The organism is Ochrovirga pacifica, from assembly GCF_000220525.1.
Lineage (GTDB): Bacteria > Bacteroidota > Bacteroidia > Flavobacteriales > Flavobacteriaceae > Ochrovirga > Ochrovirga pacifica.
The window spans coordinates 24,298-43,428 of record NZ_AFPK01000029.1 but is presented as its reverse complement, the minus strand read 5'-3'; the positions used below and the strand labels follow the sequence as shown (position 1 = coordinate 43,428).

General features: G+C 34.4%; 11 protein-coding genes. 5 read left to right on the top strand and 6 right to left on the bottom strand.

Annotated elements, in window-relative coordinates; genetic code table 11:
* The first annotated feature begins 10 nt into the window (after nucleotides 1-10).
* The 3 genes from FS85_RS0104870 to folE all read left to right on the top strand — a co-directional run bounded on the left by FS85_RS0104870 (nucleotide 11) and on the right by folE (nucleotide 4,776).
* Nucleotides 11-2,392 (top strand): ribonucleoside-diphosphate reductase subunit alpha, encoded by a 2,382-nt coding sequence (locus FS85_RS0104870; RefSeq protein ID WP_010134960.1) that lies wholly within the window; start codon nucleotides 11-13, stop codon nucleotides 2,390-2,392.
* Between the two features lie 295 nt (nucleotides 2,393-2,687).
* Nucleotides 2,688-4,061, top strand: a complete 1,374-nt coding sequence (gene hisS, locus FS85_RS0104865) for a histidine--tRNA ligase (RefSeq protein WP_010134959.1) — start codon at nucleotides 2,688-2,690, stop codon at nucleotides 4,059-4,061.
* A gap of 49 nt (nucleotides 4,062-4,110) precedes the next feature.
* On the top strand, nucleotides 4,111-4,776 hold the full coding sequence (folE, locus tag FS85_RS0104860; RefSeq protein WP_010134958.1) for a GTP cyclohydrolase I FolE: 666 nt from the start codon (nucleotides 4,111-4,113) through the stop codon (nucleotides 4,774-4,776).
* A 67-nt stretch (nucleotides 4,777-4,843) separates the two neighbouring features.
* On the opposite strand, the gene FS85_RS0104855 is transcribed toward folE, so the two are convergent.
* The 3 genes from FS85_RS0104855 to FS85_RS0104845 are packed head-to-tail and all read right to left on the bottom strand — an operon-like array spanning nucleotide 4,844 to nucleotide 7,510.
* Nucleotides 4,844-5,143 carry a hypothetical protein gene (locus FS85_RS0104855; RefSeq protein ID WP_010134957.1) on the bottom strand — a complete coding sequence of 100 codons (300 nt, stop codon included), beginning with the start codon at nucleotides 5,141-5,143 and terminating at the stop codon, nucleotides 4,844-4,846.
* 38 nt (nucleotides 5,144-5,181) lie between these two features.
* The gene (locus FS85_RS0104850; RefSeq protein ID WP_010134956.1) at nucleotides 5,182-6,120 is read right to left on the bottom strand and encodes an arginase family protein; all 939 of its coding nucleotides are present in this window, start codon (nucleotides 6,118-6,120) and stop codon (nucleotides 5,182-5,184) included.
* Nucleotides 6,110-7,510 (bottom strand): type III PLP-dependent enzyme domain-containing protein, encoded by a 1,401-nt coding sequence (locus tag FS85_RS0104845; protein ID WP_010134955.1) that lies wholly within the window; start codon nucleotides 7,508-7,510, stop codon nucleotides 6,110-6,112. Before FS85_RS0104845 ends, FS85_RS0104850 begins: the two co-directional genes overlap by 11 nt.
* A gap of 449 nt (nucleotides 7,511-7,959) precedes the next feature.
* On the opposite strand from FS85_RS0104845, the gene FS85_RS0104835 reads away from it, so the two are divergent.
* Complete coding sequence (locus FS85_RS0104835; RefSeq protein WP_010134953.1) at nucleotides 7,960-10,050, top strand: S9 family peptidase; 2,091 nt, start codon at nucleotides 7,960-7,962, stop codon at nucleotides 10,048-10,050.
* Between the two features lie 248 nt (nucleotides 10,051-10,298).
* Nucleotides 10,299-11,654 (top strand): right-handed parallel beta-helix repeat-containing protein, encoded by a 1,356-nt coding sequence (locus FS85_RS0104830; RefSeq protein ID WP_010134952.1) that lies wholly within the window; start codon nucleotides 10,299-10,301, stop codon nucleotides 11,652-11,654.
* A 258-nt stretch (nucleotides 11,655-11,912) separates the two neighbouring features.
* Here FS85_RS0104830 and FS85_RS0104825 read toward each other — a convergent pair whose 3' ends face one another.
* From FS85_RS0104825 to FS85_RS0104815, 3 genes are read right to left on the bottom strand one after another with little or no spacing between them, the layout of a single operon-like run.
* Nucleotides 11,913-13,664 (bottom strand): hypothetical protein, encoded by a 1,752-nt coding sequence (locus FS85_RS0104825; protein WP_010134951.1) that lies wholly within the window; start codon nucleotides 13,662-13,664, stop codon nucleotides 11,913-11,915.
* 15 nt (nucleotides 13,665-13,679) lie between these two features.
* Nucleotides 13,680-15,875, bottom strand: a complete 2,196-nt coding sequence (locus tag FS85_RS0104820) for a RagB/SusD family nutrient uptake outer membrane protein (RefSeq protein ID WP_010134949.1) — start codon at nucleotides 15,873-15,875, stop codon at nucleotides 13,680-13,682.
* 18 nt (nucleotides 15,876-15,893) lie between these two features.
* Nucleotides 15,894-19,082: a SusC/RagA family TonB-linked outer membrane protein gene (locus FS85_RS0104815; RefSeq protein WP_010134947.1), complete on the bottom strand. Its 3,189-nt coding sequence runs from the start codon at nucleotides 19,080-19,082 to the stop codon at nucleotides 15,894-15,896.
* Nucleotides 19,083-19,131 lie beyond the last annotated feature (49 nt).

Below are 19,131 nucleotides of genomic sequence, written 5' to 3'. Positions count from 1 at the left end.
CCTTAGGCTTATGTACGTAATAAAAAGAGATGGACACAAAGAGTCGGTGATGTTTGATAAAATCACGGCTAGAATTAGAAAAATTTGTTATGGATTGAATCCAATAGTAGATCCTGTAAAAGTTGCCATGAGGGTTATTGAAGGGTTGTACGATGGTGTAACAACATCAGAATTAGACAATTTAGCTGCAGAAATTGCAGCAACCATGACTACAGCACATCCTGATTACGCAAAATTAGCAGCAAGGATTTCAGTATCTAACTTACATAAAAACACAAAAAAATCATTCTCTAAAACAATGAGTGAGTTGTACGGGTATGTAAATCCACGTACAGGTTTAGAATCTCCTTTGTTGTCTGATGAAGTATACAAGGTGATTCAAGACAACGCTGCTTTGCTAGATTCTGCCATTGTATATGATAGAGATTTTAACTACGACTTTTTTGGTTTTAAAACATTAGAGCGTTCGTACTTGCTAAAAATAAATGGAAAGATAGCAGAACGTCCACAGCATATGTTAATGCGTGTTGCGGTAGGGATCCATTTAAACGATATAGAAGAGGCTATAGAAACGTACAACTTAATGAGTAAAAAATTCTTTACACATGCTACGCCTACATTGTTTAACTCAGGAACTCCAAAACCACAAATGTCTTCTTGTTTTTTATTACAAATGCAAGATGATAGTATTGACGGAATTTACGATACGTTAAAACAAACTGCAAAAATTTCTCAATCAGCAGGAGGAATTGGGTTGTCTATACACAACATTCGTGCAACAGGATCGTACATAAGAGGAACCAACGGAACCTCTAACGGAATTATTCCAATGCTTAAGGTGTACAACGATACGGCTCGTTACGTAGATCAAGGAGGAGGAAAACGTAAAGGATCTTTTGCTATTTATATAGAACCTTGGCATGCTGATATTTTTGATTTCTTAGACTTAAGAAAAAACACAGGAGCAGAAGAAAAACGAGCTAGAGATTTATTTTTAGCATTATGGATTTCGGACTTGTTTATGAAACGCGTAGAAGAAAACGGAGATTGGACTTTGATGTGTCCTAACGAATGTCCAGGACTATACGATACTTATGGAGAAGAGTTTGAGGCTTTATATACCCAATACGAAGCACAAGGAAAAGGTCGCAAAACCATCAAAGCACGTGAGTTGTGGGAAAAAGTTTTAGAAGCACAAATAGAAACTGGAAATCCATACATGTTGTATAAAGATGCAGCCAACCGTAAATCAAACCAAAAAAACTTAGGAGTTATTCGTTCTTCTAACTTGTGTACCGAGATTATGGAGTACACTGCTAAGGATGAAGTAGCTGTATGTAACTTGGCTTCTATTGCCATCCCTATGTTTGTAGAAACCAATAACAAAGGAGAAAAATACTTTAATCACGATAAGCTATACAAAGTAGTTAAAAAAGTAACTCGCAACTTAGATACGGTTATCGATAGAAATTATTACCCTGTAAAAGAAGCAGAAAATTCAAACATGAGACATCGTCCGGTAGGATTAGGAATTCAAGGGTTAGCCGATGCTTTTATCATGTTACGTTTGCCTTTTACTTCTGATGAAGCCAAAGCATTGAACAAAGATATTTTTGAAACTTTGTATTTTGCTGCGGTTGAATCTTCTATGGAAATAGCATCCAAAAAAGGAGCGTATTCAACCTTTGAAGGCTCTCCAATGTCTCAAGGAGAGTTCCAGTTCAACTTATGGGGGGTAAAAGATGAAGAATTAAGTGGACGTTGGGATTGGGCAACATTAAGAGAACAAGTTAAGAAAAACGGAGTGCGTAACTCTTTATTGGTGGCACCAATGCCAACCGCATCAACTTCTCAAATATTAGGAAATAACGAAGCTTTTGAACCTTACACTTCTAATATTTATACACGTAGAGTTTTGTCTGGAGAATTTATTGTGGTAAACAAACACTTGTTAGAAGACTTGGTAGAATTAGGCTTGTGGAATAACGACCTAAAAGAGGAGTTGATGAGAGCTAATGGTTCTATTCAACACATCGAGGGAATTCCAGCAGACTTAAAAGAATTGTACAAAACGGTTTGGGAGTTAAGTATGAAAGACATTATTGATATGTCTCGTCAAAGAGGATATTTTATAGACCAATCTCAGTCGTTAAACTTGTTTATGGAAAGTCCTAACTATTCTAAGTTGACTTCAATGCACTTTTATGCATGGAAATCAGGATTAAAAACAGGAATGTATTATTTAAGGACTAAATCGGCTGTAAATGCGATTAAATTTACTTTGTCTAACGATAAAAAACAAGAAGACAAACCAATGAGTACTGAAGAGTTTAAAGCCATGATGTTACAATCTAAAGAAAATCCAGACGATTGTGAAATGTGTGGATCTTAAGAAAACAAAATCAACGGCTGCCTATTGGGTGGCCGTTTTTTGTCAGATTTGTTACATTTTTTATAAACTCTAATACATTTTTCTACAAAAAACAATTTTAACTTGTCTAATATCACTAACAACAGGCACACAGTAGGTGTAATAATTAGTATCAGATGATGTTTTTCTAAGGAATTCTAAAGTATCTTTTAAGAAAAAGGTTAGAATTTAGGAAAAGCAAATAGCTTAACGGCAAATAGCCAATTACTTAAACACTTTCCGTATATTTGTGCTTCCAAAAAAATAGGGCAAGCATATGGCACAAAAACCGAGTGTTCCTAAGGGAACAAGAGATTTTTCTCCTGTAGAAGTAGCAAAAAGAGATTATATATTCTCTACCATAAAAAATGTATTCCAAACATTTGGATTTCAACCTATAGAAACTCCCTCTTTTGAAAACCTACAAACCTTAATGGGAAAGTACGGAGAAGAAGGAGATCGTTTGATATTTAAAATCCTAAATTCAGGAGATTATTTAAGTAAAGCAAATGCACAAGCATTAGAGGCAAAAGACAGCCAAAAATTAACGACTTCTATTTCCGAAAAAGCCTTGCGTTATGATTTAACAGTGCCTTTTGCTCGTTATGTGGTACAACATCAAAATGAAATTGAATTTCCGTTTAAGAGATATCAAATTCAGCCTGTATGGAGAGCCGATCGACCACAAAAAGGAAGATTTAGAGAATTTTATCAATGCGATGCCGACGTTGTAGGGAGCGATTCTTTATGGCAAGAAATAGATTTTGTACAATTGTACGATACCGTTTTTACCAAATTAGGCCTAAAAGGAGTAACTGTAAAAATGAACAATCGTAAAATCTTATCAGGAATAGCAGAAATAATAGGTGCTAGCGATAAATTGATTGATTTTACTGTAGCCTTAGATAAATTAGATAAAATAGGCAAAGAAGGGGTTACTAAGGAAATGATAACCAAAGGTATTTCTGAAGAGGCCATAGAAAAAGTAGCACCTTTGTTTAGTTTTACAGGAAGCAACCAAGAAAAACTAACTCAATTAGCCAACATGCTAGCAAGTTCTGAGGAAGGAAGCAAAGGAGTAGAAGAATTAAGATTCATTATAGATAACATAGAAACGCTAGGATTGCAATCAGCCAACCTTACTTTGGATGTAACTTTGGCAAGAGGATTGAACTACTACACAGGAGCAATTTTTGAAGTAGCTGCTCCAGAAGGTGTAAAAATGGGATCCATTGGAGGTGGAGGTCGTTACGATGATTTAACGGGAATCTTTGGTTTAAAAGATATGAGTGGAGTAGGAATTTCTTTTGGATTGGATAGAATTTATTTGGTACTAGAAGAGCTTCACTTGTTTGAAAAAGTAGCTTTGCCGAGGCCAGATGTTTTATTTATCAATTTTGGTAATGATGAAGCTTTGTATGCGACCAAAGCTATCAAACAATTAAGAGCATCAGGTATAAAAGCAGAATTGTACCCAAGTGCTGCCAAGATGAAAAAACAGATGATGTATGCAAACAAACGAGCCATTCCGTTTGTGGTATTGGTAGGAGAACAAGAAATGGAACAAGGGATATTTACCCTAAAGAACATGGAATCAGGAGAACAACAGTCTTGTGAGTTGAAAGAATTATCTAAAGTGATAATAAATTAGTAAATTTGCAGCTTATAATTTTATAAATATGTCCCAAGAAATTGACATAATGAACTACGACGAAATAGATGAAATAGGAGATAACCATATAGGAGATGTAACTCGCACACCTATGCGCGAAGATGCATTTGAGTTATCTGTAGACGAAAAAATAGCCAAAATACAGCACAACGTTAAAGAGATAATGGAAACGTTAGGTTTAGATTTGGAAGATGATAGCTTAAAAGGAACTCCTAAAAGAGTTGCCAAAGCATATGTAAAAGAGCTTTTTGGAGGTTTGTTACCAGAAACAAAACCTAATTTGTCTACTTTTCAAAACAATTACCAGTACGGAGAAATGTTGGTAGAAAAAAACATTGTTGTTTATTCTACATGCGAGCATCACTTTTTGCCTATAGTTGGTAGAGCTCATGTTGCTTATATTTCTAAAGGTACTGTAGTTGGATTGTCTAAGATGAATAGGATTGTAGATTATTACGCTAAAAGGCCTCAAGTACAAGAACGTTTAACAAGACAAATTGTAAAAGCGTTACAAGAAGCTTTGGGTACAGATGACGTTGCTTGTATTATTGATGCCAAGCATTTGTGTGTAAACTCTAGAGGAGTAAAAGACATTGAAAGTTCTACTGTAACCGCAGAGTTTGGAGGGGCTTTTAAAGACATAAATAGACAAAAGGAGTTTAGAGACTACGTTAAGTTAGAAACCAAGTTTTAGTACACTAATACTGCTTTTTATTATTATAAAAAACAAAACCTAGCTCAATGAGCTAGGTTTTGTTATATTATTTTTCGTCTTCTTCGTCCAATAGGTTGTCGTCATCCACCTCTATATCATCACTAGGTTCGTTATCGTCATTGTCGTCATCTTCATTAAATTCTACAATGGCTTTGTCTAACTTAGTTCCTACTTTTACCAAATAGATATCGTCGTTTAGTTTAATCTCTAAGGCTTCTACCATTTCACCCTTATGATTTTTAAATTTTAAAACATCTCTATCGGTGTAACCATCAGGGTATTCCTCCATAATAATGTTTAAAATTTCGTCTGTAACCTTGGTGTGATCAATTATAATTCTTTTCATTCTCTTTGATATTTTTTTAAGTCATAACTATTGTTGGATTAAGCATCCAAATCGTCATGAAATTTCCCAAATTTATTTTCTTTAGAAGCAAAATCAGATTCACTAATTCCTAATTCATCATCTTCACCTTCCATTTCAAATTTATAACTTAACATTTTATAATACAATCTTGCAGCTAATGCATTAGGTGCTTTGTTGTATGGGTTGGGGCACAAACCAACCAAATCGAAACCAACTACGTTCTTTTCGTTAAAAACTTTATATAAAAATTCTAAAGTCTCAAACCAAAACAAACCACCTTGTTCTGGGTTGGCAACAGAAGGCATAATAGAAGGGTCTAAACTGTCTAAATCAAAAGAAATAAACACATTGTCCGACATAATCTCTAAAGCATTCTCCATCCAATAGTCGTCTGTGGCAAGATCGTTGGCATAAAAAACTTTGTCATCATCAATAACCGTTTTTTCTATATGAGCCATACTTCTAATTCCTACCTGTACCAAATTGGTAGCCTGACTTGCGTGATACATTGCACAGGCATTGTTTACTTTTTCTCCATTAACCGATTTGTTCAGGTGTGCATGTGCATCGAACTGAAGAACGGTTAAGTTCTCAAAGTGATCGTTAAAAGCTTTAATAGTACCTATAGATGTACTGCGTTCTCCTGCAACAACGGTTACAAACTTGTTGGTGTTTAAGTAAGATTTAATACGGTCGTAAACCTGATCTACTACAGCTTGAGGACTGCTACTTTCTGTAATTTTTTCTGAAATATAAACACCATTTTTATATGCTTCAGAATCCGTTTCTATGTCGTACAATTCCATGTATTCCGATGCTTCTAAAAAAGCATCGGGACCTTGGTCTACCTGTGTTTGCCAGGTAGTTGTTCCATTATAAGTAACGGGGATTAGAACAATTTTTGCAGTTTCTTTTTTTGCATACTCGTTAGCGATTCCTGCATAATTAGTTTTCATAACCTAATATTTTTAAAAATTCTTGATGTGTTTGTTTTTCTCTAAACACGGTTGTTGTTAGTTTACCTTCTTTATCTTTTTGTATAATTAATTGTTTGGGTTGGGGAATTAAACAGTGTTGCAAACCTCCCAATCCTCCAATAGATTCTTGGTATGCTCCTGTATTAAAAAAACCAATGTATAAAGGTTTTTCTGAATGATATACAGGCAAATACACAGCGTTAGAGTGTTGTTCGGAGTTGTAATAATCATCACTATCACAAGTTAAACCTCCTAGCAAAACACGTTCGTAATTATCGTTCCATCGGTTGATAGGTAGTAAGATAAAACGTTTGTTTATAGCCCATGTATCTGGTAGTGTGGTAATAAAAGAAGAATCAATCATGTTCCACAACTCGCGATCGTTTTGTTGCTTTTGGTATAATACTTTGTAAAAATTGGCACCACTTTCTCCTACAGTAAAACTTCCGAATTCTGTAAAAATATGGGGCACTTCTACCTTGGCATCATTACATACGGTGTGTATTTGATATACAATTTCGTCTATCATGTATTCGTAATCGTATTCAAATCCTAAAGAGGTTTTAATAGGAAATCCTCCACCAATGTTCAGAGAGTCAAGTTCTGGGCAAATTTTTTTTAAAGAAGTATATACCTTAAGACACTTGTGCAATTCGTTCCAATAATAAGCATTGTCTTTTATTCCTGTATTGATAAAAAAATGCAACATTTTAAGCTTTACCTTAGGGTTATGCTCTATTTGTCTTTTGTAAAAAGGCACAATGTTTTTATAACCAATTCCCAAACGAGAGGTATAAAACTCAAACTTAGGTTCTTCTTCAGATGCAATTCTAATTCCTACCTGAAAATCTTCGTCTATTTGTTCTTCTAGCAAAGACAATTCCTCGTAGTTGTCTATAATAGGAATACAGTTTTTGTGCTTGTTATTAATCAAGTCACTTATGTTGTTAATGTATTGTTCTCTTTTAAACCCATTGCAAATTACAAAGGTATCTTTGTTTATTTTTTTGCTCTCTAGCAAGGCATTTACAATGTTAATATCAAAAGCAGAAGAGGTTTCTATATGGATGTTGTTTTCCAAAGCTTCGTCTAGTACGTGCTTAAAGTGAGAACTTTTGGTACAGTAAGAATAAAAATACTGACCTTGATAATTGTACTTTTCAAAAGCATTTTGAAACCAAGCCTTTGTCTTCTGAATATTTTCAGAAATTTTTGGCAAATAGGTTATTTTTAAAGGAGTTCCGTGTGTTTCTAACAATTCGGAAAGATCTAGTCCATGAAAAGACAATTCTCCTTGTGCGTTTACGTCAAATTCCTCTTGGGGAAAATCAAAAGTTTGGTTAATTAAATCGATATACTTATTGCGCATTCTTATTTATAATCGGTTTTAAAGGGTGATAAAATATGTTTTTATGATTGATTTTTCTAACAACATAATCTTACTACACTCTAATAACCTTAAACAAGCGAATGTTTTCAAAACAAATAGTTTTGAAAAGGAGGTACACAAAAAAGAAAAATCTTGAAGACACATTTTTTATTTCGTTACGACATCCTGCCATGTTGTATCTGCTAATCATCTTCGTACAAACACAAGCGAAACATAAAAACAATAACATTTTTGCAATTCTATATGGTGACAAAAATAATTTTTTTTTTGAACTGCAAAACTAATTTTAAAAAAAAGTGCTGAAAAAAAATACTTTGTTAATTAGTTGATTTACAGATTCTTTGTAAATGTTTAATTTTTAATGTTATGCACGCTCATCCCAAGTGGATTTTATATTTTTACACACTTATTTAATAAAAGAAAGAGACATGAAGGTGATACAAGTTCCTGTAGCAAAAAAGATTGCTAAAACGTTAACCAAGCACAATGACCAAAGAATAGACCCTTATTATTGGATGCGTTTGTCTGATGCTGAAAAAAATGCAGAGATTCCTTCGGAAAAAACCCAAGAAGTTTTTGGTTATTTAAGTCAAGAAAATAACTTTTACGAAGAACAAACCAAACACACCAATGCTTTTCAAGAAGATTTATTTCAAGAAATGAAAAGCAGAATTAAAGAAGACGATAGTTCGGTACCGTTTTTTAAAAATGGTTACTATTACATTACTCGTTACGATGTAGGAAAACAATACCCCATCTACACAAGAAAAAAAGAAACTTTAGAAGCCGAAGAAGAAATACTGTTAGATGTAAATGTTTTGGCAGAAGGACATGAGTATTTTGATGTAGGAGGAATGTCTGTTTCTGCAAACAATCAGTTATTGGTGTATGGAACAGACGAGGTAGGAAGAAGACAATACACGCTACGCTTTAAAAACCTAGAAACAGGAGAAATTCTTAAAGACACGGTAGAATTTACCACTGGGTCTGCTACTTGGGCAAACGACCACAAAACATTGTTTTACAACAAAAAAGACCATGTAACGTTGCGTAGCGATAAAGTATATAGGCATAGCTTGGGAACACCTACTTATCAGGATGTGTTGGTGTACCATGAACAAGATGAAACATACAATGTGTATGTGGGTATTACCAAATCAAAAAAATATTTGGTCATAGGATCTTATAGTACCTTGCAAACAGAGTATCAGTTTTTAGATGCCAACAACCCAACGGGTACATTTACCCTGTTTCAAGAACGAGAAAAAGAGTTGGAGTATAGTATTATGCATTATGGAGATTCTTTTTATATACTAACAAATAAGGACAATGCCACCAATTTTAAGTTGATGAAAACTTCTGAAAACGCAACCTCTAAAGAACATTGGCAAGATGTAATTGAGCATAGAGAGGATGTGTTGCTAGAGGATGTTTCTATTTTTAAAGATTTTTTAGTGTTGGAAGAACGAGCTTCTGGATTGAGTAAAATAAGAGTAATTAGATGGGATAGAACCCAGGATTATTACTTGCCTTTTAGCGAAGAAACATATTCTTGTTACGTGTTTAGCAATCCAGAGTACGATACAGAATGGTTACGTTACGGTTACAATTCTATGACAACTCCAAGTTCTGTGATAGACTTTAACATGAATACCCAAGAAGAAATCGTAAAAAAAGAACAAGAAGTGCTAGGGGGTAAGTTTGATAAAAAAAACTATACTAGCAAAAGAATTTGGGTAACTGCAAGAGATGGAAAAAAAGTCGCCTTGTCTATTGTACACCGAAAAGATACTATTATAAACAAGGAAACACCAGTCCTAATGTATGCGTATGGATCTTACGGACATACTGTAGATGACAGTTTTAGCACTACCCGATTGAGTTTATTAGATCGTGGTTTTGTATTTGCGCTGGCTCATATCAGAGGATCAGAGTATTTGGGAAGAGCTTGGTACGATGATGGGAAGTTATTACGTAAAAAGAATACTTTTACAGATTTTATAGATTGTGCTCAGTATCTTATCAACCATCAAATGACTTCTGCAAAACACTTGTATGCAATGGGAGGATCTGCAGGAGGTTTGCTAATGGGGGCTATTGCCAACATGAATCCTGAACTGTTTAATGGGATTATATCAGCAGTTCCTTTTGTAGATGTGCTAACTACAATGTTAGATGATAGCATACCATTAACAACAGGAGAGTATGACGAATGGGGGAACCCAAATGATAAAGTTTATTACAACTATATAAAGAGTTATTCACCTTACGATAATATAGAGGCAAAGGAATATCCCAATATGTTGGTGACTACTGGTTTGCACGATTCGCAAGTGCAGTATTGGGAACCAGCTAAATACGTTGCTAAATTAAGAGATTTAAAAACAGATAACAATCAGTTGTTTTTGCATACCAATATGGAAGCAGGACATGGAGGTGCTTCAGGTAGATTTGATGCTTTAAAAGAGGTTGCTCGTGAATACACCTTTATTTTAGACTTAGAAGGGATGGTGAATTAGTTCATTTTTTGATCCCTTAGGATGTTAGAGGGATAAGTCATATTTAATATTAAAGATAAAAACAGAATAATAAATTTATTCTGTTTTTTTTGTGTTATGTTTTTAAAAAGCATAGTAAAGTTGTAAATAACTTGTTTTGTTTGGGTTTTGTTTGCTAAATAATCATTTGTGTTTTATATGGAATCATATGTTTTTCTTTCATTTTTACAGTGTTGATACTTTCGAAGAGAATCAAAAAACTTTTAATAATGAAAAAAAGAACTTTTTTTAAATTGGCATTGGTAGTTTTAACATTATCTGCTATTTCTTGTAGTAAGAATATCGTCGATGAGGATCAAGAGCTGAAAAACGACAAAAATTTATCTCTAGATTTAGGAGATTCTAAAAAAACAGCAATTACTCAAACCATTAGAGTTTCTAATCAAGTTGGAAGCACAAATTATTTAAAATTGAAAAATGCTCTTGCACAAGCAAATGCAAGTACTGAAATATTGTTAGATGTAGACGTTAATTTTACATCAGCAGATAAAGCAATTGTTTTAGATGGGAGTAATGTAAATTTAAGAGGAGAGGCTAGGGGAAATGGAAAATACAAATTAACTCGTACAGGGACTTATAACAATAGAAATCATATTTTTAATTCTATGATTGTAGTGAATTCAGATCATATCTCTATTGATAATATTCAATTTTATATCAACAATGGTATAGCATACAGATGTATGTTTTTAGGAGACATCAATAACAATGGACAGATTGCTGATCGTTTAGAGTTGTTTACAGATATAAGCATTAAGGACTGTGCCTTTAAGCAAGCAGTTACCACAGAAACAACTAGAGGTGTATTTTTTGAAGGAAGCTTTAAAGATGTTGTTATAGAAAATTGTTTTTTTAATAATTGGTTTGGTTTGGTGGCACGAGATTGTCCTACTTTGGATGGTTTTATTGTAAATAACAATAGGTTCTATAACGGTAGTCATCAAATATCTTTTGATGGAGCATTGCTAGGAGAAACAGATCCAACTTATGGTTTAGGGGTGAATTTGGTAAAACATGCAAATATCCGCGTGACTAACAATGATTTCTATTTAACTAAGAGTTTCAACTTAGCAATTGCAAATACCCGTAACGTTTACGTTTTTGGTAATATGTTTAAAGGAGGAACAGCTTCTTATTCTCAACCAATACACATAGAAGATGAAAGTAAAAATATAAGGATTGTAAATAACTCTATCGAAAGCCCTAATAACTATGGGATTTTAATTTTTGCTACAGGTAAAGTAGGGCACGGCCAAGGGAGGACTTTTACAGAAGAGGAAAAAAAATTAAAAGGTTCTGGCAATGTTTTGATAAAGAATAATACTATGGTAACTAGTGATGATCAAGCAGTGATAGCAACTTATTTAAAAGGATACTTAAAGTTTGAAGGCAACAATGTTTTTAATGCTAATAATGGTATTTCTGTTCAAGCAAAAAAATCGAACACGGGAGCTGAGGTGATTTTTGTTGATAATGCAGGAAGTTATAATGGGGCTAATTTAAGCAATGCATTGGCTAATGGTAAAATAGTAATTGATGATACCAATACAATAGTAACGCCATAAAATAATTTACAAATAAGCGGATATAAAACAGAGGTGGCTAGTGTTGCTTCTGTTTTTTTATGTCAACTATACTTGGAATGAGTTTTCTTTAGTTTAGGGATTGTTTGTTTTACAGAAAAATTTAAGATGCTTCTTTAAAAAAAAATCAATAATAAAAGAGTTATAAATACTTATACTAAAAGAATTTATAAATTAAAACGCCTAGGTTGGGGACCTAGGCGTTCGTAATGTAAACTAAATATACTAAACATAAGATTTTTAAGGTCTTATATCGTATTCTTTTATAGAAATATCATCTACATAGATAACAGCTTTACTATTTTTACTTACAGCTCTTGCTCTAAACCAAAGTTTTTCTATGGTTCTAGGTCCTCTAGTATATTGTCTTTCTATGGTAATCCATTTGTCAGTTTCTAGATCGGTTTCTGGTGTACCTTGCACTACTTGTGTTGCAGAGTATCCCCAGTCATTTAACAAGAATAGTTGGAAGTCTAATAGAGATGATGGATCGTCTCCTGTAGGTGTTTCCGATGGTTTAGGCAATCCGTTTTGCGTATCGATATAGATTTTATATTTAACGGTGTAAGTTCTACCTGCTAGTAACTCAGGTTTGTTAGAAGTAAATGTATATCCACCTTCGGCTGATGGTTCTCCTGGTTCTATTGCAATTTTTAAACTTTGAGTTCCTCTTATAAATTGTTCTGAAGATAATTCTACATGAGCAGCATTTCTCCACCAAGGTCCAAATAAGTCCATATTGGCTACGTTTTCAGGAATGTATTCTTTATCAAACATTTCTACAGTGGTTTCGGCAATTACTTCAGCCTCGGTACTGTGTGCAGGTGAGGTTAAGTTTCCTGCACCGTCATAGGCTACAGTTACAACATCATTTTGATAAATTTTGTCTGACATAATCAATTGCAATACATTTTTAAAACCATCTTTTAAACGAGTTTCAGCAACTGCTAAAGGAGAGCCATTTACGTTTACAGTAAAGTGATTTTTAAGGTCTGCTGTAGGAGCATCTAAATCTCCGTTAAAGGTCAATTCAATTTCTTCATCAATAGTTTCTGTCAAATTACCAATCAAGCTTAAGTTGGTACCTTGTCCTACTTTTACAATGGCAGGAAGAATTAGGTTTGCATTGTCTCCTGTAAAAATATTTTTTTCAGAATCAGCAATTCTTTTTAGTTCTATTCCTGTTTTAAACTCTCCAACGGTGGTAAACATAATATCGTGAGTAACAGGTTGTATATAAGCGTTTCCAAAAGTCTCGTTTTCAATTTTTCTTACGGTATCTCCCGTTACGTTATCAATTAAAAACCATTTTCTGTAATGAGGTCTTGAAGCAAATACATTAGAAATATCTTCAAAAGAAATTACGTTTCCTGCATCTAATGTAATTATTTGTTCTTCTCCAGAATCATTAGTTTGTTCATCACCTTCACTGTATTTGGTAATTTCTACACCATTGTCTAGAATTCTTAATCCGGGAATAATAGTATCAAATACATTTACTTGAAAAGTTTTGTCTACAATCCATTTTCCAGATTCTTCATCGTATTCAGAGCTAATGGTTCCTCCATTTACACTCTCAAAACTAACAGAATCTTTGTAAACATTGTACAGTCTTACACTACTAACAGGTGTGTTGTAAAATGCAACAGCAATAGCTTTGTCTGTAGAAACCGTATCGTTTTCAGACCTTGCAGCTCTAGCAATTGCTGCTCTAGAATCATCATTAAACTTGTTTTCTGGTAGTGGAGCTTTTAAAAAACGATCTCCTTTATTAATGTACCAATAATGCTCTATAGCACCAGCAGAATGGTCGGAGTAAGAAATATAATTCCCCTTAATGGTGTTGGCCAACAGTGGGTCGTCTGAATCTGAAATTAATGAAGTTCTCCACGCCAAAGTCGAGTGCGAGCTGGGAGCTTCATATTCATCTTCTTGGCAGCTAACTAATAGCCCTAAGAAGATAAAACTTAATAAAATATGTATTTTTTTCATGATTTCGTTTTTAAATTATTTAGAATTAGCGTTTAATTCTGTAATAGGAATTGGTAAATACGCTTTACTTTCATCGTAATTTTGACTAGCCTCTACACAATCTTTAAAGTAGGTTGCGGTTAAACGTCTAGAAGCTAAATTTTCATCTTTTCTACTTACTGCTGCACCAGCTAGTTTTACGGTAGTTGCATTTAGGTTAAGTACGTTGTCGTTTTCTGTAGCAGGATCTGCTGGACTTTGACTTTCGTATTTTTCATCATATACATGGTAAATGTCTTGGAAACCTCCTAAGCTAGCATTGATGGTTGGTTCGTATAAAGGAAAGATTTGAATGCTCCATCTATTGACTGTTTTAGTTGGGTCTGCTGGGTTTAAAGCAATGTATCCTCCAATAGCGTATTCTCTATCGGCTATCTCAATAAAACGTTGTTTGGTAATTCCCCATCTTCTCAAGTCTATAGTTCTTAGTGCATTTCCTTCTATAGCCAATTCCAAAGGTCTTTCTACATGACGTAAATGGTATCTTAATACTTCATAACTGTCATAAGAAATTTCTTCGTAGATATCTGTATAGTTTCCGTTGGCATCTTTAGCTAATCCTCCTTCAACGCCATTTCCATTTATATCTAAGGCAATGGCACCATTATCAGTAGTAAAGGTTGCATTGCTAAACTCTTCCGAACCTATACTTGGCCCCAAAAGAACAACTCCAGAACGATATCTAATTTTATTAATGTTTCTACGAGCTTCTGCAATGTTTCCTTCTTCTAACAAACATTCAGCGTACATTAAGTAGATGTCTGCCAAACGAATCAATCGCATGTTTACTCCCGAACGACCATCTGTAGTTAAACCAGTTTCGCTAGAGGTAATGTCCCAGTTGGTTAGTTTTTTCCACATAAAGCAGTTTGCTTGTTGTTTTAAGGCTCTTGGGTGTGTTACTAACTCAGTTATATCACCATCATAAAATTTAGTGTCGTCATCATCTATGTAAGCGATAGAGTGAGACATTCTGTGTGAATATTTTCTATAATCTAGACTAGGGTTTTTATACTTGTCTTCTGGTAGGGTATTGTCGTAATCTGGGTTTGCACCTAGTTGATTCATCGATCTTTTTATGTCGATAGAATCTCTTTTGTATTGAATTACCAACCAAGAAGCTGGAGACATGGCAGGGTTGTAAAGACCAGCACCTAATTTTAATGACAAATCGTTGTGCAAAGCCTCTTCTCCTGAACGGTCTTGAGCTAAATCTACAGAGTAATTTACTTCTAGAATAGATTCAGAATTGTATTCGTTTTGAGAAGTAAAGTTATCTCCTACATGGTCGGTTAATTGATATCCGTATCCACCATCTTCTCCTACATCAGGTAACAATCTTTCGAAGTGTTTTTTAGCTTGCGTAATTAAACTCATGTCGGGGTTTTTAAAGTCATATTGATACAAATAACTTTTTCCTAACAAAGCTTCGCAGGCACCAGCACTAATTCTACCCAATTCCCCAGTACCATTAATAACAATATCAGAGGGGTTTCCGGTGGTTCCAGTAACTGCACCTCCTCTGTTTAACACTTGACCAGAACGCCAAGTAAGAGGAAGGTGTTGCATTCCGTAAGCCAAATCGGCTCTGTAAAAGTTCAATACTTCTTGTTTGCTAGCATTGTCTTTTCTTGTATCTTCTGGGTTTTCAGAAGGTTCATCAAAAATAGGCACTTCTCCTTCATTAAAACTATTAGAGATATTAAAGTAAAAATATCCTCTTAGAGCCCTTGCTTGTGCGTACATTAAAGCTCCGTTAAGAGAATCAATTTCTGTTGCATAAGTACCTTTAATTTTGTCGTACTCAGCCATGACTTGGTTGGCTCTAAAAACCCCCTCGTATAATACAGCCCATTTGTCGGCAATACTACGGTTAGAGTTGTTAAATGTTTGGGTGTAAAAAGGTTCGTTACCAGGTGTGTAAGGTCTAATTCCTCCTGGGTAAACCATATCACTACGTTCGTATTCCATTTGTGTTGCAATTCCATCACTTTTGGTATAAGAGCTGTAGGCTGCGTTTAAAACAGTTTCTAAATCGTCATTATTTTCTACATATAGAGAACTTTCAACCTGATTAGGATTTTCTACATCTAAAAAATCTTCACTACACGAACCCAATGAAAATACTGAAACAACTGTCAGTAATCCTATGTAAAATTTATTTTTTTTCATTGTATTGTCTTTTATAAATTAAAATTGTAATTGTAAACCAAGTTTATACTGAGCCGACATAGGGTATGTACCTGCATCAAGACCTCTAGTACTTAGTCCGTTATTACCTACTTCAGGATCAAATCCTGTGTACTTGGTAAGCGTTAAAGCGTTTTGAGCTTGGATGTAAAAACGCAATCTATTTACTCCAATTTTCTGAGTAGCTTTTTTAGGAACGGTGTATCCTAAGGCAATATTTCTTAATCTAACAAAGCTTCCGTCTTCTAAGAAATAGTCACTAATACTTCTGTAAGAGTAAGTAGCGTTGTTGTTTACGTTGTTAGTTCCTCTGTATTGAGGTACGCTAGTTTGTGTGTTTAACTCTGACCATCCGTAGAACAAATCTCTGTGTTTTCCTGATTGATAAGCGTAAGCTCTGTTACCGTTAATAATATCAGAACCAAAAGATCCATACCATTGCATAGAAAAGTCAAATTGCTTGTAGTTGGCACTAAAGTTCCATCCTGCTTCAAAGTCAGGAGTACCACTACCTGAGTATACTTTGTCATCATCATTAATCATTCCATCATTGTTGGTATCTCTAAATTTAGAGTCTCCTAATCTTGGAGCAAAACCATCAATTGAGGTAACACCTTTGATAGGCTCTCCGTTAGGGCCTACTTTGTCTGTCATATACTCATCCAATTCTTCTTGTGTGTTGATAATTCCGTCTTGTTTTAGTAAGAAGAATGCACCAGCTTCGTAACCTTCTGTAATCACAGTAACAATATCATTACTATTTCTACCTACATAACCTCCATTTAAGTATTGGAATGGGTTGCTTTCGTGTGTTTTCGTAATTTCATTATCGTTGGTAGAAAAAGTAGCAGAGGTGTTCCATTTTAATTTCCCTTTTCTGCTTCTAAATTTCAAAGCAAATTCCAAACCTTTGTTAGTCATGTTACCTACGTTCATCATTACAGATCTATTACCAAAACTAGTTCCAATACCAGAAGAAGGTTGAACTAAAACAGGGTATAGTAAATCTTCTTTGTCAGAAATATAATAATCTGCTGTAAAGCTTAATTGATTGTTAAATAGACTCATATCAACCCCAAAGTTTTTTTCTATGGAAGTTTCCCATTTTAAATCTTTGTTGTAGTGAGCTACTCTAGCAGCTCCATAAGCAATCTCCTCTGTGTAACTGTCGCTGTTAGAATCACCAAACACAACGTTAAATCCGTTAGGAGTGTATCCAGCGGTTTGATATGGACTAAAACGATCGTTACCCGTTGTACCTAAACTGGCTCTAATTTTAAAACTTTTGATTACTGGTTTTAATGGGCTCCAGAAATACTCTTCTGACAAGTTCCATCCAGCAGAAACAGAAGGGAACCACCCCCATGCATTTTCTGGTTCAAACTGAGAAGAACCATCTCTTCTTACACTTGCACTAAATAAATATTTACCAGCAAAGTTGTATTGCATTCTACCTAAGTACCCAATTAAGGTTCTCGTAAAGTCGTCTCCATTAGTTCCAACTTCAGGAAATCCTCTATAAGCATTGATATTGGTGATTTTATCTCCAAAACCATTCAAAGATTGTTGAGCGAAAAAAGATTTTCTTTCAGATTTTTCGATAGAGTTGGCAAAAACAAAGTCAAATTTATGTCTTCCAATGTCTTTGTTGTAGTTTAAAATAGTTTCGTAGGTTAGTTTAGAACTTTGTGTGTGAGAAACTTTCATAGAAGAACGTTGCCAAGCAGCTACAGGAACAATAGTTTCTCCGGAACTAGTTGTTACAGTAACTTCTGGTTTGTAAGCATCGTCTCTACTGTTAGTGTAATTTCCTCCTCCTCTTGCTGTAATGGTTAAGTCTTTATTTACCTCGTAGTCCATTTGAACGTTTAGGGCTGTGAAGTTAAGATCAGAAGTAGAAGTTTGCTTAATGGTACGTAAAGTATTGTTTACGTTTTGTAGATTGGCTAAATCGTCATTTTCACTACCGATATCAAAGTCGTTATTAGATAAATTAACGGCAGGTCTACTAGGATCGTACTCGTAAATTTGGTTTAACAAACGCCAAGCTGGTCTAAAACGATCATCTTTTCTAAAGGTAAAACCAGAAGTTAATTTAAATTTACCAGAAGTATATTTTACATTAGATCTGATGTTTAACCTTTTAAAGTCAGTGTTCATTAAAATACCTTCTTGTAAAAAGTAGTTGGTATTAAAACTATACACCAAATCTTTTTTACCACCAGAAATACTTAGGTTGTAGTTTTCGATAGGAGCCATATCATTTAGAATGGTTTCCTCTAAGTTGGTATTGTTCAATGCATCTTGTGGGTTTTGTGCACTTCTATTCCATTGCTGCTCGTAGTTACTACCATTTCTGTCAGAAGCAAGTTTAATTTGTGTGTACAAAAACTCAGGACCACTTAATAACGGAGTGTTACTAGTAATGTTTTGCAATCCGTATTCTGCTTTAAAGTTGATACGCATATCACCTACTTGTCCTTGTTTGGTGGTAATTAAGATAACTCCACCAGCACCTCTAGTTCCGTATATAGAAGCTGAAGCAGCATCTTTTAATACATCAATGCTTTCAATTTCGCTAACACTCAATCCAGGATCGTTGTCGTAAGGAATACCGTCTACAACATATAAAGGTTTGTTTTGACCTTCTAATAAAGAACTGAAACCACGAATTAAAATGTTTGCTTCAGAACCAGGTTCACCAGAACTAGAAGTAACAGTTACCCCAGAAATTTGACCCTGCAAAGCAGAACCAACATCAGAAGTTGTAGTTTTTTCTAAAACCTCAGCTTTTACATTGGCTACGGCTCCGGTAACTTCTTTTTGTTTTTGTTTACCATAACCAACAACCACTACTTCTTCTAAAATATCGGTATCTGGAGTCATTTGTATGGAAAAACGCACCTGATCTTTTACTAAGACCTCTTCTTTTGCATATCCTAGGTAGTCTGCTACTAGGATATCTCCTTTTTTTATTTCAAGTACAAAATTTCCGTCAAAGTCAGTAATTGTTAACTTTCCAGTACTTTTTGCACTTACACTAACTCCAATAAGCGGCTCTCCATTCTCATTGGTTACAGAACCTGTAACTTTTTTAGTCTGAGCCTGTGTTAAATTGAAGCTAAAAACAGTAATGAGGACGATTAAAACCTCCCTCATTTTTAAGTTTTTAAATAATTTAAATCTCATAGTTTAAGTATGTTTATAATTCGCTAAAGAATTTCTTAAGATTATAAAA

Coding starts and splice junctions, on each gene's coding strand:
- FS85_RS0104830 (WP_010134952.1), top strand. CDS start 10,299: ATGAAAAAAAGAACTTTTTTTAAATTGGCATTGGTAGTTTTAACATTA.
- folE (WP_010134958.1), top strand. CDS start 4,111: ATGAACTACGACGAAATAGATGAAATAGGAGATAACCATATAGGAGAT.
- FS85_RS0104845 (WP_010134955.1), bottom strand. CDS start 7,510: ATGCGCAATAAGTATATCGATTTAATTAACCAAACTTTTGATTTTCCC.
- FS85_RS0104855 (WP_010134957.1), bottom strand. CDS start 5,143: ATGAAAAGAATTATAATTGATCACACCAAGGTTACAGACGAAATTTTA.
- hisS (WP_010134959.1), top strand. CDS start 2,688: ATGGCACAAAAACCGAGTGTTCCTAAGGGAACAAGAGATTTTTCTCCT.
- FS85_RS0104835 (WP_010134953.1), top strand. CDS start 7,960: ATGAAGGTGATACAAGTTCCTGTAGCAAAAAAGATTGCTAAAACGTTA.
- FS85_RS0104820 (WP_010134949.1), bottom strand. CDS start 15,875: ATGAAAAAAAATAAATTTTACATAGGATTACTGACAGTTGTTTCAGTA.
- FS85_RS0104815 (WP_010134947.1), bottom strand. CDS start 19,082: ATGAGATTTAAATTATTTAAAAACTTAAAAATGAGGGAGGTTTTAATC.
- FS85_RS0104825 (WP_010134951.1), bottom strand. CDS start 13,664: ATGAAAAAAATACATATTTTATTAAGTTTTATCTTCTTAGGGCTATTA.
- FS85_RS0104850 (WP_010134956.1), bottom strand. CDS start 6,120: ATGAAAACTAATTATGCAGGAATCGCTAACGAGTATGCAAAAAAAGAA.
- FS85_RS0104870 (WP_010134960.1), top strand. CDS start 11: ATGTACGTAATAAAAAGAGATGGACACAAAGAGTCGGTGATGTTTGAT.